The sequence below is a fragment of the Corallococcus sp. M7 genome, assembly GCF_054512695.1.
Genome location: NZ_CM137252.1, coordinates 1,308,276 through 1,323,393 on the forward strand (window position 1 = coordinate 1,308,276; position 15,118 = coordinate 1,323,393).

General features: G+C 70.5%; 16 protein-coding genes. 4 read left to right on the top strand and 12 right to left on the bottom strand.

Features of this window, described 5'->3' with window-relative positions; genetic code table 11:
- Positions 1-84: 84 nt before the first annotated feature.
- The 5 genes from ACX114_RS05415 to ACX114_RS05435 form a co-directional block, all read right to left on the bottom strand.
- A complete protein-coding gene (locus tag ACX114_RS05415) occupies positions 85-975 on the bottom strand; it encodes a hypothetical protein (protein ID WP_459295397.1) in 891 nt (296 codons plus the stop codon).
- Positions 972-1,241 carry a hypothetical protein gene (locus ACX114_RS05420; RefSeq protein ID WP_233585930.1) on the bottom strand — a complete coding sequence of 90 codons (270 nt, stop codon included), beginning with the start codon at positions 1,239-1,241 and terminating at the stop codon, positions 972-974. The genes ACX114_RS05415 and ACX114_RS05420 overlap by 4 nt, the downstream gene beginning before the upstream one ends.
- Before the next feature lie 132 nt (positions 1,242-1,373).
- On the bottom strand, positions 1,374-1,730 hold the full coding sequence (yhbY, locus tag ACX114_RS05425; RefSeq protein WP_120592116.1) for a ribosome assembly RNA-binding protein YhbY: 357 nt from the start codon (positions 1,728-1,730) through the stop codon (positions 1,374-1,376).
- A 30-nt stretch (positions 1,731-1,760) separates the two neighbouring features.
- A complete protein-coding gene (locus ACX114_RS05430; RefSeq protein ID WP_459295400.1) occupies positions 1,761-4,559 on the bottom strand; it encodes a J domain-containing protein in 2,799 nt (932 codons plus the stop codon).
- 106 nt (positions 4,560-4,665) lie between these two features.
- On the bottom strand, positions 4,666-5,478 hold the full coding sequence (locus tag ACX114_RS05435) for a hypothetical protein (RefSeq protein WP_459295402.1): 813 nt from the start codon (positions 5,476-5,478) through the stop codon (positions 4,666-4,668).
- Positions 5,479-5,538: 60 nt separating this feature from the next.
- Between ACX114_RS05435 and ACX114_RS05440 the strand changes: the two genes are divergently transcribed.
- The gene (locus ACX114_RS05440; RefSeq protein WP_459295404.1) at positions 5,539-6,324 is read left to right on the top strand and encodes a TSUP family transporter; all 786 of its coding nucleotides are present in this window, start codon (positions 5,539-5,541) and stop codon (positions 6,322-6,324) included.
- Position 6,325: 1 nt separating this feature from the next.
- Here the strand turns inward: ACX114_RS05440 and ACX114_RS05445 are convergent, their stop codons facing one another.
- From ACX114_RS05445 to ACX114_RS05465, 5 genes are all read right to left on the bottom strand, one after another.
- Positions 6,326-6,850 (bottom strand): YfbM family protein, encoded by a 525-nt coding sequence (locus tag ACX114_RS05445; RefSeq protein ID WP_459295406.1) that lies wholly within the window; start codon positions 6,848-6,850, stop codon positions 6,326-6,328.
- Between the two features lie 8 nt (positions 6,851-6,858).
- Positions 6,859-7,368, bottom strand: a complete 510-nt coding sequence (locus tag ACX114_RS05450; RefSeq protein WP_014393922.1) for a biotin/lipoyl-containing protein — start codon at positions 7,366-7,368, stop codon at positions 6,859-6,861.
- 28 nt (positions 7,369-7,396) lie between these two features.
- The gene (locus ACX114_RS05455) at positions 7,397-8,914 is read right to left on the bottom strand and encodes an acetyl-CoA carboxylase biotin carboxylase subunit (RefSeq protein ID WP_459295408.1); all 1,518 of its coding nucleotides are present in this window, start codon (positions 8,912-8,914) and stop codon (positions 7,397-7,399) included.
- A gap of 40 nt (positions 8,915-8,954) precedes the next feature.
- The gene (locus tag ACX114_RS05460) at positions 8,955-9,569 is read right to left on the bottom strand and encodes a hypothetical protein (RefSeq protein ID WP_459295410.1); all 615 of its coding nucleotides are present in this window, start codon (positions 9,567-9,569) and stop codon (positions 8,955-8,957) included.
- 121 nt (positions 9,570-9,690) lie between these two features.
- A complete protein-coding gene (locus ACX114_RS05465; RefSeq protein WP_120623133.1) occupies positions 9,691-11,253 on the bottom strand; it encodes an acyl-CoA carboxylase subunit beta in 1,563 nt (520 codons plus the stop codon).
- 175 nt (positions 11,254-11,428) lie between these two features.
- On the opposite strand from ACX114_RS05465, the gene ACX114_RS05470 reads away from it, so the two are divergent.
- From ACX114_RS05470 to ACX114_RS05480, 3 genes are all read left to right on the top strand, one after another.
- A complete protein-coding gene (locus ACX114_RS05470; protein WP_459295413.1) occupies positions 11,429-12,580 on the top strand; it encodes a site-2 protease family protein in 1,152 nt (383 codons plus the stop codon).
- A gap of 76 nt (positions 12,581-12,656) precedes the next feature.
- A complete protein-coding gene (locus ACX114_RS05475; RefSeq protein ID WP_459295417.1) occupies positions 12,657-12,881 on the top strand; it encodes a hypothetical protein in 225 nt (74 codons plus the stop codon).
- Between the two features lie 63 nt (positions 12,882-12,944).
- Positions 12,945-13,460 (top strand): hypothetical protein, encoded by a 516-nt coding sequence (locus ACX114_RS05480; RefSeq protein WP_459295419.1) that lies wholly within the window; start codon positions 12,945-12,947, stop codon positions 13,458-13,460.
- Here the strand turns inward: ACX114_RS05480 and ACX114_RS05485 are convergent.
- The gene (locus tag ACX114_RS05485) at positions 13,418-14,182 is read right to left on the bottom strand and encodes a DUF5953 family protein (RefSeq protein WP_459295421.1); all 765 of its coding nucleotides are present in this window, start codon (positions 14,180-14,182) and stop codon (positions 13,418-13,420) included. The two genes, ACX114_RS05480 and ACX114_RS05485, sit on opposite strands and share 43 nt — an antisense overlap.
- On the bottom strand, positions 14,163-15,110 hold the full coding sequence (locus ACX114_RS05490; RefSeq protein WP_459295423.1) for a DUF6310 domain-containing protein: 948 nt from the start codon (positions 15,108-15,110) through the stop codon (positions 14,163-14,165). The genes ACX114_RS05485 and ACX114_RS05490 overlap by 20 nt, the downstream gene beginning before the upstream one ends.
- Positions 15,111-15,118: the final 8 nt, after the last annotated feature.

Sequence of the window (15,118 nt, forward strand, 5' to 3'; positions counted from 1 at the left end):
TCCCTGGAAACACGACGGCCCGCCCCGGGAGACGGAGCGGGCCGAAGGCGACCTCGTGCGTCGGGTCGACGCGGGCGGGCCGTGTCAGGCGGTGGGGATGACGACGCCCGGGCTCGACTGGCGCTGGGCCGACATGAGCGCCGAGCGCTGCAACCACCCGGCGAGCCCCAGCATCGCGAGCCCCGAGGTGCGCAGCGTGCGCAAGAGCTCCACCGCCTCCGCGGGATTGCCGGGCAGGAGCGGCGCCAGCCACTCGCGCGCGTCGTAGAAGAGCCACACCGCGCCGGACACGCCCATGGCCCACCACACCCACGCGAGCCGTCCACCGCGCAGCATGTACGCGACGCGGAGGATGGGCGCGACGAGCAGGATGGTCGTCATGTCCGCCAGCGTGGACGCCAGCGCGATGACCGCCGTGCACGTGGCCGCGAAGCCCTGGCCCAGGTGGCCCACCGCCGCGACGAGCGCCGGCCCGCCCACCGCCAGCGAGGCCACCGCCGCCACCGCCCACAGGAGCGACGCGCGGGAGCTGGGCGGCGGCTGGAGACCGGACTGCTTGTAGGTGCGCGCCAGCAGCACCAGCGCGAACGTCGTGCACACGTTCGCCAGCACCACCACGCCCATGCGCACGGGCAACAGCGGCGACTGCGTGAACGGCACGTCCGGCACCGCGTGCATCCAGTAGCTGCGCAGGGCCGTGCTGACGAGCGACAGCACCGCGCCCGCCGTCAAGAGCCCCCACACCCGGCGCAGGTAGTCCCCCGAGCCGAACGACAGCGCCGCCGCCGCAGTGCCCGCCACCGCGAGCAGGCCCACCGTCCAGCCCGCCACGTCACCCACGAGCGCCAGCCGCTGCGCGTCCTGGAACGACGTGGCCACCGCGGCCAGGTGCACCAACTGGAGCCCCACGACGGCGCCCAGCCACGGCGCCATCCGCTTGAAGGCGCGACCCGAGGAAGAACGGGGGGCGTTCATCGCAGCTTCTCCATGGCCTTCGAAAGCTCCGTGAGGGTGTTCGTCGTGCGCGCCGCGCCGATGAAGACGTTGAGCATGGGCTTGAGGCCCTCCAGCACCAGCGGCACGTCCTGCAGGCTCACCTGTTCCGGTGGACGCTTCAGGACCCGCAACGCGGCGGTGTGGATGGCCATCTTCGCGGTGAAGTCACCCAGCAGCGGCTCCAGGTGATGCATCAGCACGTCGTGCCAGCCAGGCATGGAAGGGGAGGACGGGGAAGTCTGCACGTCACCTCCGCGGGGGGAAGACCCCCAGCGTAGGGACATTTCGAACCCGGCACGAGGGCTCGCCTGCTTCCGGACCCGCAGAAAGTGCGGGGGTTGGCCTGAATTCCCCGCGACCTCTGGAAAACGGTGCGACTAACGGCGGCGCGGCTTCTTCTCTTCGTCCTGCTTGGGGGCTGGACGGGGCTCATGCGGGCCCTTGAGGATGTCCTCGAAGCGGGACTTCTGCTTGCGGCGCTTGAAGAAGAGGGCGGTGCGGCCCAGCAGCTGCGCGAGCTCCGAGCCGGTGGCCTCGGCGATGCTGTCGGCGCCTTCGTGGCGGCCTTCCGGGCCTTCGTTGATCTTGACCTTGATGAGCTCGTGGTCGTTCAGCGCCTGCTCGACGGCGGCGATGACGCCCTCGGTGACGCCGGACGAGCCGACGATGACCACCGGCTCCAGGTGGTGGCCGAGGGCCCGCAGGTGGCGGCGTTCTTTCCCGGTGAGGGGCATGGGGGGTGTCTCCTTGAAAAGGCGCGCACCCTACTTCTTTTGCGACGCCATGCGGACCTCTCGCATCGCATCGATGTGGTCCGGTTGCAGCTCGACCGTCCGCTTGAAGTGCTTGAGGGCTCCGGCGGCGTCTCCGCAGAGCTTGGCGATGACGCCCAGGAAGTAGTGAGCGGGGGCGCACCGCTCGTTGCGCTTGATGGCGGCCTGGATTTCGCGGAAGGCCTCTGGCTGGGCGGCCTTCTTGTCCGGGGCGGCGAGGAAGCGCGCGTAGCCCCGCCAGGCGAAGAACTCGGGTTCCTCGGCGTTGAGGGCGATGGCGTCGTTGAGCATCTTCACGGCTTCCGGGTACTTGCGCGCCTTCACCAGGATGCAGGCCTTCTGGAAGAGCTCCTCCGCCTGGAGGATGGCCTGGACGTCCACGCCGTCGCCGCCGCCGCTCTTGAGCTCCTCGATGTAGGCCGCGCGGCTCTTGTCGTCGGAGAGGGCCCGGTAGGCGTCACCGATGTACGCGAACACCTCCGCCTTGAGCTTCTCCAGCTCCGGCGGGGCGCCCGGGGGCAGGGTGTCCGGGTGGTAGAGCTTGGCCAGGCGGAAGTAGGCGATCTTCACCGCGCTGCCTTCGGTCTGCTCGGTGAGGCCCAGCCGCTGGAAGTGGTTCTGGCCCTTCATGGTCACGGCGAGCTGGCGCAGCGCGGGCAGTTCGTCCGAACCGGGCGCGGGACCCGAAGCGGCCGGGGCCACCGGAGCTGCGACGACGGGCGGAGCGGGCCGGGCGGCACCGGGGCCCGCCACGGGAGCGGCACCGGCGGGAGCACCCGGGGGACGTGCACCCGGGCCCGCGGCGGGGGCGGCTCCAGCGGGGGCACCCGGAGGACGGGGCGCGGCACCCGGGCCCGCAGTGGGCGCGGCACCGGCGGGACGAGGCGCGCCGGGACCCGCGACAGGGGCACCGGGGCCGGCGGCTCCTGGGCCCGTGACGGGCGCGCCGGGCCTGGCGCCAGGGCCCGCGGCAGGCGCACCCGGACCGGCGGCGACCGCGGATCCAGCGGCTCCAGGACCTGCGATGGGCGCTCCGGGCCTGGCACCAGGGCCCGCGGCAGGCGCACCCGGACCGGCGGCGACCGCGGATCCAGCGGCTCCAGGTCCCGCGATGGGCGCTCCGGGCCTGGCTCCAGGGCCCGCGGCAGGCGCACCCGGACCGGCGGCGACCGCACCGGGCGCGGCACCCGGGCCGGCGGCGGGCGCACCGGGTCTGGCTGCGGCGCTCGCGGCGGTGGACGCACCGGGCCCGGCCATCGGCGTGGCTCCAGGGCCTGCGACCGGCGCACCGGGCGCGGCACCCGGGCCGGCGGCGGGCGCACCGGCTCCGGCGACTCCAGGGCCCGCGACGGGCGCACCGGGCCTGGCTCCGGCGCTCGCGGCGACGGGAGCACCGGGTCTGGCTCCGACGCTCGCGGCGGCGGGCGCACCGGGCGCGGCACCCGGGCCGGTGGTTCCAGGCCCCACGGTGGTCCCAGCGCCCACGGTGGGCACGGCGCCGGAGGGACGGGTCGGGTTTCCGGGACCGGGGCCCGGCGGCGGTGGCGCCGTCTGCGCTCGCGATACCGCCGCGAAGGAGACGCCGTTCAGCTCCTTCAGCAGGAACGCCACGCGCATCAGGTGATCCGCGTCCTGCGGCACGTCCTGGAGCAGCTGCCCCAGCGAGCGCACCCCGTCGATGAAGGAGAGTGCACGGACCTCGTGCGGCGTCAGGCGCAGCTCGCTGGAGGCCACCCGGCCGCCGGACTTCATGATGGGCATGGGCAGCACGAAGGCCAGCCGCCGCTTGAGGTCCGCCGTCGGCATGCGCCGCACCTGGTCGCTCAGCAGCGCCCAGCGGTTGCCCAGCGGCATCGCCTTCTGCGCGGGCAGGTCCCTCCCCTCGAAGGTGAACGTCCCGGACTCCGCCCGCAGCGCCTTGCCCAGGATGCCCAGCGCCCGCTGCGACAGCTGCGTGAACGCCGTCGCCGGCTGGAGCAACCCCAACCCGAACAGCGCCGCGAGCAGGTCGCCTCCGAAGCGATCCTTGGACCCTTCGGCCTGCTGGAGCTGCTCCGCCGTCAGGAGCCTCGCGCCCATCAGCGACACGCCCAGCGCGTCCTCCGCGTGCGACGAGTCCACGTACTCCGGACTGCCCTTGCGGAAGTGGATCAGCAGCGTGCGGTCCGAGAGCCCCAGCGTCAGCAGGCCCGTCTGCTCGCCCGCGGCGATGCGCCCGTACAACTGAAGGGGCGAGCACTGCTGGAGCTGCCCCTGCGGCGGCACCGTGTTGGTCCCGTCATCCGCCAGAGGCTGCGGTGCCTGAGGAGGAGCCGCCGCGGCCGGAGGGCCCGGAGGCCGCGCGGCCGCGACAGGACGTCCCGCCGCGTCCACGGGCGGACGCGCCGCTCCGGGACCGGGACCCCGCATGGCGCCAGGGCCCGCCATGGGCGGCCGGGTGCCAGGACCCGCGACGGGTGCCGCGCCAGGGCCCGCCATGGGCACGGCGGCCGGACCCGCGACGGGCGCGGCGGCCGGGCCGGGCGGCGGCGGCGGCGCGATGACGGCGGCGGGCGTGGATTGCAGCAGCGACGCGGGCGCGCCGTCTCCCCACAGCTCCCGGGGGAACGCATCCCGCACCTCCGGGAAGCGCCACGGGAAGGCGAACTGCAGACCATCGCTGGAGACCTGGAGCTTGCCCTGGATGGAGCCGCTGTCGATGAGCAGCTCGATGGTCGCGCCCGTCAGGGGCCCCCAGGTGGTGCCCCGATCGTTCCGCACCCAGTACTGCCGGACCTCGCCCTCCGCCATGTGCCGTCCTGCTCCCACTCCCTGGACCGCCGGGAAGACGGAATTTTATCGCCGCCCGTGCCCGCGTCCAAGCAGACGACCGCACTCGGGCCACCGGGCGGGCGTTTCAGGGCGTGGCGCCCTCCATCGCCGCCAGCCCCACGCTGGCCAGACACGCCGCGTCCGCCTGCTGCTCGGCGGGCGGGTCGAAGCAGTACACCTCGCTGTCGAAGACCTTGCAGATGCCCGCCGGGGTCCCCGCGCACGCCACCTTCCCGTACGCCGTGGTGCAGTTGTACCCGCACACCGGGCCCACCTCGCTCAGCTTGCACTGGGGCGCTGGCAGGCCCTTGCCCCACGCGCAGAGCGCCGCGGGCGACGGGTCGAAGCAGGTGACGTGGCCGTTCTGCGCCTTGCACACGCCCAGGGGCGTCTTCGCGCAGCGCACCCCCTCGGAGGCGTTCACGCAGTTGAAGCCGCACGCCACCTGCAGGCCGTTGCTGACGCACTGCGCGCGAGGCATCTGCCGGCCGAACACCGCGAACACCGCGGCGGGCGGGTCGAAGCACGTCACGTTGCCGCTCTGGCTGCGGCACACGCCCGCGGGCGTCTTCGCGCACCGCACCTTGCCGAAGTCCGTGACGCACCCGTACCCGCAGCCCACCACCCCGTCGATGGTCTTGCACTCCGAGTCCGGCAGCGCGGCGCCGTAGGCCTTCACCACGTAGGCCGGCGGGTCGAAACAGGAGGCCTGTCCGTCGATGACGGTACAGCGGCCCTGGAGCGTCTGGGCGCACCGCACGCGCTGTCCATCCGACTTGCACGCGTAGCCACAGGACACGTGCCCGTCGATGGAGCGGCAGGTGGCGGTGGTCGCGTCAGGCGGCGAGGGCGGCGCGGCGAGCGTCAGCGCCAGCACGGTCATCAGGGTCGCGAGCATGACCCCATTGACCCCCAAGCTTCGACCTGGCGCAAGTAAGGGTGATAAGCGGGCGCCATCGTGGACCTGGACGTCAGCGCAGTGAAGCTGGTGCTGTTGTGTGTCGCCGCGTTGAGCGCGGGTTTCGTGGACGCCATCGCGGGAGGCGGCGGGCTCATCAGCCTGCCCGCGCTGCTGACGGCCGGCCTGCCCGCGCACGTGGCGCTGGGCACCAACAAGGGCCAGTCCGTGTTCGGCTCGGGCGCGGCGCTGGTGCGCTTCGCGAGAGCGGGGCTGGTGGATGGGAAGCTGGCCCGCGCGACGTTCCCCTTCGGCCTGATGGGCGCGTTCGGCGGCGCGGCGCTGGTGATGCTGCTCAAGCCGGAGGTGCTCAAGCCGCTGGTGCTGGTGCTGCTCATCGCGGTGGCGGTGTTCCTCGCCTTCCGCCGCGCGCCGCCGAAGAGGGACGGCGTGGAGCCCTCGCCCCGGCCGCGCGCGCAGGCCATCGGCGCGCTCATCGCGCTCTGCATCGGCACCTATGACGGCTTCTTCGGGCCGGGCACGGGCACCTTCCTCATCGTGGCGTTCTCGTCACTGCTGGGCCACGGCCTGGCGCGCGCGTCCGCGGACGCGAAGGTGGTGAACTTCGCCTCCAACCTGGCGTCGGTGACGCTGTTCACGCTGCGGGGCGTGGTGCTGTGGAAGGTGGCGCTGCCCATGGCCGCCGCGCAGTTCACCGGCGCGTGGCTGGGCGCGCACGTGGCGGTGAAGGGCGGCGACAAGGTGGTGCGCGTCGTGGTGCTCGGCGTGGTGGCCGCGCTGGTGCTGAAGCTGGGGCACGACGTGTGGCAGGGCTGGGCGGCCTGATTCAGCCGATGTGCACGAGCAGGCACAGGCCGCGCTTCGCCACGGCGGCGGTGAACTTCTGGAGCTCCACGAAGTAGGAGAGCAGCTCCTCCAGCGGATCCACGTCCTCCTCCAGCTCCTCCTCCTCGTCCCAGGTGCCGGGGTAGATGTCCTCGGCCTGGAGCTTCGCGGGGTCGAAGCGCTTGCGCAGGTCCTCCACGGAGACCTTCTTCAGCGCCTCCGCCAGCGCCTTCACGGACGGAGCGTCGAACACGCGCGCGGTGCCTTCATCCGACGGGATGTCGCCCACGTCCTCGCCGCCGCGCACGAGGAAGTCCAGGGGCGGCTTGCCCTCCCAGGCCGTGCCGGTGAGCAGGTACTGGAGGCCGTGCCACGCCTCGCCGATGTCCAGCTCCAGGAACGCCGCGCCCTTCGCGTCGCCGAAGTCCTCCTCGTCCTCCAGGAAGGGCTCCAGCGCCTCGGGCGTCTTGTGCAGGGCCTGGCGCTGCGGCTCGGTGGTGCTGCGCAGCGTGCAGAGCATCTCCATGGGGCGGGCTACTCCACGACGACGAGCTTGGCGTTGTTCTCCACGGCGGTGCCTTCCTTGGCGAACACCTCCGTGACCTTGCCGGCCTTGGGGCTCTTGAGCTCGTTCTCCATCTTCATGGCCTCCACGACCACGAGCCCCTGGCCCTCCTTCACTTCCTCACCGACCTTGACCAGCACCTTCACCACCTTGCCGGGCATGGGCGCGAGGATGACCTGCCGGCCCTCCACGGAGAAGCTGCCCGCGGCGGCGCGCATGCGCAGCTTGCGCTCGTCCGCGACGTCGGTGCGGTTCACCTGCCCGCGCACCAGCGTGCCGATCTCGTCGCCGTTCTCCTCGAACTCGACGTTGTACGACTGGCCGTCCACCAGGAGCGACAGCGTGCCCTGGTCCACGGACAGCGCGTCCACCTGGAACGTCTTGCCGTTCACCGTGAGCCGGTAGCGGTCCTGGCCCAGCGACTCCAGGTCCACCGGCACCGCTTCCTTCTGTCCCTGCTGCTTCGTGAAGTAACGCATGGAGGAAAGGTCCTTGGCGGGAGGTGGGTCAGCGGCGGCGGCTCTTCAACGCCAGGCGCCACGGGCTGATGCGGCCAGAGGTGTCACCACCACCACTGCGCGAGGGCAGCGTCTTCGCGCGCTTCTGGTCGCGCTGGAAGGCGTGCAGGGTGCTCGCGAGCAGCGCCACCTCGCTGAGCTGGGAGTCCTCCTGGCCCAGCAGCTCCGTGTGCTGGCGGGTGAGGAAGCTGGTGTCGTAGTCCCCGCCCACGAACTCCGGGTGGGACAGGATGCCGTGCAGGTAGCGGATGTTGGTGGTGATGCCCTTCACCACGTACTCGGACAGCGCGCGCTTGGCCCGCGCGATGGCCTCCTCACGCGTGGCGCCCCACACGGACAGCTTGGAGATCATGGGGTCGTAGTAGTTGGGCACCGTGAAGCCCGCGAACACGCCCGAGTCGTCGCGCACGTTCGGGCCGCTCGGCACGCGCAGCGCCTGGATCTTCCCGGGGCTGGGCATGAAGTTGCGCGCCGGGTCCTCCGCGTACACGCGCACTTCGATGGCGTGGCCGCGCGGCGTGGGGGCCTCGAAGAGGGGGAGCTTCTCGCCCTCGGCGGCCTTGATCTGCATGGCCACCAGGTCCAGGCCGGTGACCCACTCGGTGACCGGGTGCTCCACCTGGAGGCGGGTGTTCATCTCCAGGAAGTAGAAGTTGCGGTGCACGTCCACCAGGAACTCCACCGTCCCGGCGCCCACGTAGTTGACGGCCTTGGCCGCCTTCACCGCGACCTCGCCCATCTTCGCGCGCAGCTCCGGCGTGAGGATGGGGCTGGGCGTCTCCTCCACCACCTTCTGGTGGCGGCGCTGCGCGGAGCACTCGCGCTCGTTCAGGTGGATGGTGTTGCCGTACTGGTCGGCGAAGACCTGGATCTCGACGTGGTGCGGCTTCTCCAGGTACTTCTCGATGTAGACCGCGTCATTGCCGAAGGCGTTGAGCGCCTCGCTCTTGGCGGAGCGCCACGCGGAGTCGAAGTCGGCCAGGCCCTCCACGCGGCGCATGCCCTTGCCACCACCGCCGCCGGCGGCCTTGAGCATGATGGGGAAGCCGATGCCCTGGGCGTACTCGCGCGCCTCTTCAATGGTGCCGATGGGCTCGGTGGTGCCGGGGACGACGGGCACGCCCGCCTTGATCATGTTGGCGCGGGCGCGGGTCTTCTCGCCCATGGCGTCCATGGCGGCGGCCGGCGGACCGATGAAGGTGATGCCGGCCTTCTCGCAGGCGCGCACGAAGGACGCGTTCTCGGAGAGGAAGCCGTAGCCGGGGTGGATGGCGTCCGCGCCGGACTGCTTCGCGACCTCCAGGATGCGCTCCTGGACAAGGTAGCTCTCGCGCGAGGGCGGGGGGCCGACGAAATAGGCCTGGTCGGCGGTGCGCACGTGCAGCGCGGAACGGTCTGCTTCGGAGTACACCGCCACCGTGGCGATGCCGAGGTCCTTGCAGGTGCGCATCACCCGGATGGCGATCTCGCCGCGGTTGGCGACGAGCACTTTGCGGATCTTGGGCATGGGCGCCCGTCTAGCATGGGGCGCCCGGGATTGCCCGCCTCTACTTGCGCAGGTTCAGGTACTGGTCCATCAACTGTTTGGCCTGGGCGAGCTTCGCCTCCACGAAGCGGTCGTCCTCGTCCGGCTCCGGGGGAGGGGCGGGGTGCGAGGGGGCCTCCACGGCCTTGCCGTCCGGCCCGAAGTCCACCGCGGCCGCCAGCAGGTTGCGCGCGGCATTCCCGCTGAAGAGGCGGGCCAGGGCCGTCGTCTCCACGTCCAGCCAGCGCGCGGCCTGGCGCAGGACGTCCAGGTACTCGCCCTCCATGGCGCGGGGGGGGCGGCTGGGGGCGGCCATGCAGACGCGCGCGTAGCTGTGCTCCCGGTCCACGTACATGCCCATGGAGCGGTCGCGGAAGTCGCGGGAGAGCGCCTGCGTCATGGCGTCCACGTGCTCCTCGGGGGAGGAGACCTTGCCGGACGTCTTGCCGGAGACGAGGGGAATCTCCGCCACGTGCCAGCCGGTGTCGGCTAGCGACTCTGGACGGGGCTCCACCCACTTCACCTCGGGACAGGGGAGGTCCAGCCCCTCACACACGCCCTTGAGCGTCTGACGCAGGGCGGTGAGGTTACCTTCGACGTCAGAGAGGAAGAGAACGAGTCGGCGCTGCTGGGACACGGGGGTGGCTCCTTGAGTGGCCCCGTGAAAGCCCCGGCGTTACCTGAGAATTTCCGGAAGTCTCCACGCCCGCCTGCCCCCCAGGCGACGGGGGCGTGCGGGCGCGCTTCCGGGACTCCTTCTACAGCGGGATGTTGCCGTGCTTGCGCGGCGGGTTCTCCTGCCGCTTGTCCTTGAGCATCTCCAGCGCGCGGATGACCTTGGCGCGGGTCTCCTCGGGACGGATGACCTCGTCGATGTAGCCCAGCTCCGCCGCCTTGAACGGGTTGGCGAACTTCTCGCGGTAGTCGTCCGTGAGCTTCTTGCGCTCCGCGTTGGCGTCCTGGGCCTTCAGGATTTCATTGCGGAAGATGATGTTCACCGCGCCTTCGGGCCCCATCACGGCGATTTCGGCGGTGGGGTAGGCGTAGTTGATGTCCGCGCGGATGTGCTTGGACGCCATGACGTCATACGCGCCGCCGTAGGCCTTGCGCGTGATGAGCGTGATCTTGGGGACGGTGGCTTCCGCGTACGCGTAGAGCAGCTTGGCGCCGTGGGTGATGATGCCGCCCCACTCCTGGTCGGTGCCGGGGAGGAAGCCGGGCACGTCCACCAGGGTGAGCAGGGGGATGTTGAAGCAGTCGCAGAAGCGCACGAAGCGCGCGGCCTTCACGCTGGCGTCGATGTCCAGGCAGCCGGCGAGCACCGCGGGCTGGTTGGCGACGATGCCCACGCTCTTGCCGTTCATGCGCGCGAAGCCGACGACGATGTTCTTCGCGAAGTGCTCCTGCACCTCGAAGAAGTGCTTCGAGTCGACGATGGCGCGGATGATCTCCTTGATGTCGTAGGGCTTGTTCGGGTTCGCCGGGACGATGGACTTGAGCGACTCCTCGGCGCGGAACGGGTCGTCCTCGCACGGCTGGGACGGCGGGTCCTCCTGGTTGTTGGAGGGCAGGAACGAGAGCAGCTCGCGCGTCATGGCGATGGCGGCCTGCTCGTTCTCCGCGGCGAAGTGGGCCACGCCGGACTTCTGGTTGTGCGTGAGCGCGCCGCCCAGGGCCTCCTTGGAGACCTCCTCGTGCGTCACCGTCTTGATGACGTCCGGGCCGGTGATGAACATGTACGACGTGTCCTTCACCATCATGATGAAGTCCGTGATGGCGGGCGAGTACACCGCGCCGCCCGCGCACGGCCCCAGGATGAGCGAAATCTGGGGGACGACGCCGGACGCCAGCGTGTTGCGCAGGAAGATGTCCGCGTAGCCGGCCAGGCTCTCCACGCCCTCCTGGATGCGCGCGCCGCCGGAGTCGTTGAGCCCGATGACGGGCGCGCCCACGCGGGTGGCCAGGTCCATGATCTTGCAGATCTTCTGGGCGTAGGCGCCGGACAGCGAGCCGCCGAAGACGGTGAAGTCCTGGGCGAAGACGAAGACCTGGCGGCCTTCCACGGTGCCGTAGCCGGTGACGACGCCGTCACCGAGGATCTTCTTGTCGCCCATGCCGAAGTCGTGGCTGCGGTGGGTGACGAACTTGTCCAGCTCACTGAAGGAGCCGGGGTCGAGCAGCAGGTCGATGCGCTCGCGTGCCGTGAGCTTGCCGGCCTCGTGCTGCTTGGCGATGCGGTCGGCGCCGCCGCCCTGCTCGGCCTGCTGCTCCATCTGCTGGAGCCGTGCGCGCAAGGGATCGTTCTCGGGGGTCGTGGCCATGGGGGGCCGCTTAACACGATTGGACGTCGCTGGCAGCGCTTCCCTTGCTCCTGGAGGGGTGGGCGGACGGCCGGGCCCGGGGTGCACGGGGCGGGGACGGGACGGAAGTTCAGGATTTCCGACACCGCGTCTTCCCGGGCTCCGGGGCTGGGGAGGCGGGCAGGGGAGGTTGGCGATGCGTGAGAGGCCGGGGGCACTGCGGGTGGGGTCATTCCGGGGGGTGCCCATCCGGGTGCACTTCTCCCTGCTGATAGCGCTGCCGCTCCTGGCGCTGGCGTTCGGCGGGACGCTCGAGCGGGCGGCGGAGGCGGCGGACGTGCCGCCGGGGGCGCTGGGCGGGCACCCGTGGGCGTGGGGGCTGGCGGTGGCGGTGGGGCTGTTCGTGTCAGTGCTGCTGCATGAGATGGCGCACACCCTCTATGCGCTGCGGCATGGCGGCGAGGTGCACGGCATCACGCTGATGATTGTCGGAGGCGTGTCGGAGCTGGCGGAGGTGCCCAAGCGTCCCCGGGACGAGGCGCTGATGGCGCTGGTGGGGCCGCTGACGAGCCTGGGGCTGGCGGCGTTCCTGGGGGCGCTGACGTGGGTGATGCACGGCCTGGGGATGTTCCAGGTGCAGTTCGCGCTCTTCACGCTGGCGATGCTCAACGCGGTGCTGGGGGGCTTCAACCTGTTGCCGGCGTTCCCCATGGATGGGGGGCGCATCGTGCGCGCGGCGCTGACGCCCCGGCTGGGGCTGGTGCGGGCGACGCGGGTGGCGGCGGGGCTGGGGCGGCTGTTCGCGGTGCTGTTCGGCGTGTGGGGGCTGGTGACGCTGAACCCGTTCACGCTGGTGGTGGCGTTCTTCGTGCTGATGGGGGCGGAGGGGGAGTCGCGGCAGGTGCGGATGAAGGCGCTGCTGGAGCGCGTGAAGGTGGAGGCGCTGATGACGCCCCGGATGGTGGGCGTGGACCTGGACCTGTCGATGCAGGACGCGCACTGGGCGCTGCGGCACGCGCACGTGAGCATGCTGCCGGTGACGAGCGCGGGGCGGCCGGTGGGGCGGGTGACGTGGGCGGCGGCGCAGGCGGTGCCGGAGGCGCAGCGCGGAGGCTACGTGGTGCGCGACGCGATGGAGGACGGAGTGGTCGCGGACCTGCGCGAGGACGGGTGGACGGCGCTCCGGAGGATGGCGGAGGCGCGCGTGCCCATGGCCGCCGTGGTGGATGAGGATGGGCTGCTCGCGGGGACGCTGGATTGGAATGACATCCAGCGGGGGCTGGCGCGGGCGGAGGAGGCGGAGCGGAACGGGTCCCGGACGGGGTGGCCGCGAGAGCGGACGGCGTAGGGCTCGAGGCGGGACGGGGACATTGCAGGAAGGTCGGAGAATGAAGACCTTGCCCTCCAGGCATCGGAGGCAGCGCATGGCCCAGAAGAAGAACAGCCTCGTGGCGAACATCAACCGGCGCAAGAAGGCGGGGACGTCCCGGCCGAAGAGCCGCTCCAAGGTGTCCAGCAAGTCCTACAAGAACATGGAGCGCGGCTGGGGCAAGACGGCGCGCAAGAAGACCGCGACGAAGAAGACCGCGACGAAGAAGACCGCGCGCAAGAGCCCGGCCCGGAAGCGTGCGAGCCGCAAGTCCCGTTAGCGCTCTGGGTGAATAGGTCCTTCACTGGCGCGTCAGCACGGAGGTCTCCCACAAGGAACTCCGATGAAGAGCCTGCTGGTTGGAATGATGTTGGCGTCGACGCTGGGTGCCGGTCCCTCGAAGACGGTGGATCTGGTGGGCACGGTGCACAGCGAGGACATCGGCAACCAGAGCTCCAGCCGGGCCACGTGGCTGCCCACGCAGCCCAAGCGCATCGAGCAGTTCGAGTTCCACCTGAAGCGCCCCATGAAGGCCGTGCAGCTGGAGTACCAGTGCCACCTCCAGGACCTGGGTGACTCGGGGTGGCTGCCCGAGGGCACGCCGTGCGGGACGCAGGGCGAGTCACGGCGCCTGGAGGCCTTCGGCATCCGGCTGCGCGGCGAGGGGGCGCACCTGTACACCGTGCGCTACTGGTGCAAGGTGGAGGGCATGGCGCGCCCCATGGACCGCTCACGGACGGCGCGATGTGCGGCACCACGGGCGAGGGCCGCAAGCTGTTGGGCATGCAGGTGGAGCTGGTGCGCAAGTAGTCGCGCTCAGGTATTTGCTCGTCCGCCGATGGCCGGGAAGCGCTCATAGGTTCGCAGGAGCGTTTCGAGATGGGTGGGGTTGTCGAGAACGAGCGGTTCGTCGGTGAGGCGGACAATCCATCCACCCGTCGCGGTGCGCCGAGCTCGGGACAGCAGCTCCGCGTCGCGTGCCGGGTCCGGGAACCCAATGCGGCGCGCTGTAGCGGCCGACCAGTAGTTGAGCCAGCCCAGGCGATGGGGACATTCCGGCGAAGAGATTTCCCGTGCGAGGTTGAGCGCTGGCAGCCCGCGAGGCGGAGGCTTCGGATTCGCTGCCTGGTTCTTGGTCTGACGCGCGATCTCCACGCCCGCGGGAAAAGGAGTCGCGTGCCCCCAGAACGCGCGCGCGCCTTCCGCGATACCTTCCAGCAGGGCTCCTGCCGCCGCGAGGTTGCCCGCGGTCATTGGCATCTCCGCGTGGACGTCGAGCAACGGTTGGCCTCCAGGCCCGGAGTCCGCTGAGATCTCCAGTCCATAGACGGTGACAAGTTCACTCTCGTCAGGTCCATTGCAGACGAGAGGGAACCCGGGGCCATCCGGCCTGCCGCCGAGGACCCATTCGTCCCTTTGGGGCAGGGGGTAGGGACTCCCTTCGGAAGAGATCGCCCAGTCCAGGCGCAAGCCGGGGATGGCGCGCTCCATGCCGTGGACGACGGCAAGAGGGCGGCTGTCATTGCCTACGAGCGCGGGCGCGTAGGTCATCATGACCAGGTCATTCCTCTGCTTCGTCATCCTTGCACCACTCCATGAGGATGATGGTTCCCTCAAAGTCGGGATCCGCGATCTCCAATGCCTCTTGATGCGCGGCACTGCGAACGCCGACCCGGAAGTCGAATCCACACGCACGAGCGAGGTCGCGTTCGTGCCGCAATTCCATCAACTGCTTCTCCGGCACCGTCCTTCGCAGGAAGGTCGAGTACGTGTCGAAATTGTCGGTCTTCACCTCCCAGAGCGTGCGTAACGCGGACTGGAGTCCGTCGTAGGCCTTGCCGTTGACCAGGGCGTTGGCGCCGCGGAAGGTGTTGCCCGGGATTCTGTCCGCGCACTTGTTGTGAAGGGGATTGCCGCCCTTGGGCGGCACCCGCTTGGGAGTGCACTCCGGTCGGCGCTCTCGTGATTCCGTGGAGTTGGGAGGCTTTGGTGGAGGAAACCAGTCCTGCCCGGAGGACCGCCCTGCGGCTTCAGGGCGATGCTCCGCCACGGACTGTCGCGTGATGGGCTGCGTCCGGGGCGCCTCTTCATCCGGATAGGCATGCCGCAGTTCGTATGCCTCCAGCTCTTCCGCGATGGAGACCGCCACCACCACGACACCGATGACGACCACCGCTCCCACGACGAGCTCCGGCTGGGTCAGAAGGCAGACGCCCACCATCGTTTGCAGTGCCGCCGCGTCCGCCGATGCCACGGGACAGCGATGCTCGGAGTCCTTGAAACGGATCCTCCTGGCGTCGAGCGCCTGAAAGCACCGTTCGACCAGCACCTCCCATGGCTGGGAGGCTTCCTGGACAACGCATTTCCCTTCGTCCCTCCAGGGCAACATTGCTGCTCGCTGGAGGTTCTTGAGCCGTGACTCCCGCGCCGTTGGCTCCTTCACCCGTGCCGTCGCCGTGGCACAGGCAGAGAGGAGCATCAGAATCGCGGTGACGGTGATGAGGCGCATGTCTCTAC

Excerpts from the sequence above, each read along its gene's own strand:
- ACX114_RS05415 (WP_459295397.1), bottom strand. The coding sequence starts at position 975 with ATGAACGCCCCCCGTTCTTCCTCGGGTCGCGCCTTCAAGCGGATGGCG.
- yhbY (WP_120592116.1), bottom strand. The coding sequence starts at position 1,730 with ATGCCCCTCACCGGGAAAGAACGCCGCCACCTGCGGGCCCTCGGCCAC.
- ACX114_RS05430 (WP_459295400.1), bottom strand. The coding sequence starts at position 4,559 with ATGGCGGAGGGCGAGGTCCGGCAGTACTGGGTGCGGAACGATCGGGGC.
- ACX114_RS05435 (WP_459295402.1), bottom strand. The coding sequence starts at position 5,478 with ATGCTCGCGACCCTGATGACCGTGCTGGCGCTGACGCTCGCCGCGCCG.
- ACX114_RS05445 (WP_459295406.1), bottom strand. The coding sequence starts at position 6,850 with ATGGAGATGCTCTGCACGCTGCGCAGCACCACCGAGCCGCAGCGCCAG.
- ACX114_RS05450 (WP_014393922.1), bottom strand. The coding sequence starts at position 7,368 with ATGCGTTACTTCACGAAGCAGCAGGGACAGAAGGAAGCGGTGCCGGTG.
- ACX114_RS05455 (WP_459295408.1), bottom strand. The coding sequence starts at position 8,914 with ATGCCCAAGATCCGCAAAGTGCTCGTCGCCAACCGCGGCGAGATCGCC.
- ACX114_RS05465 (WP_120623133.1), bottom strand. The coding sequence starts at position 11,253 with ATGGCCACGACCCCCGAGAACGATCCCTTGCGCGCACGGCTCCAGCAG.
- ACX114_RS05470 (WP_459295413.1), top strand. The coding sequence starts at position 11,429 with ATGCGTGAGAGGCCGGGGGCACTGCGGGTGGGGTCATTCCGGGGGGTG.
- ACX114_RS05475 (WP_459295417.1), top strand. The coding sequence starts at position 12,657 with ATGGCCCAGAAGAAGAACAGCCTCGTGGCGAACATCAACCGGCGCAAG.
- ACX114_RS05480 (WP_459295419.1), top strand. The coding sequence starts at position 12,945 with ATGAAGAGCCTGCTGGTTGGAATGATGTTGGCGTCGACGCTGGGTGCC.
- ACX114_RS05485 (WP_459295421.1), bottom strand. The coding sequence starts at position 14,182 with ATGACGAAGCAGAGGAATGACCTGGTCATGATGACCTACGCGCCCGCG.
- ACX114_RS05490 (WP_459295423.1), bottom strand. The coding sequence starts at position 15,110 with ATGCGCCTCATCACCGTCACCGCGATTCTGATGCTCCTCTCTGCCTGT.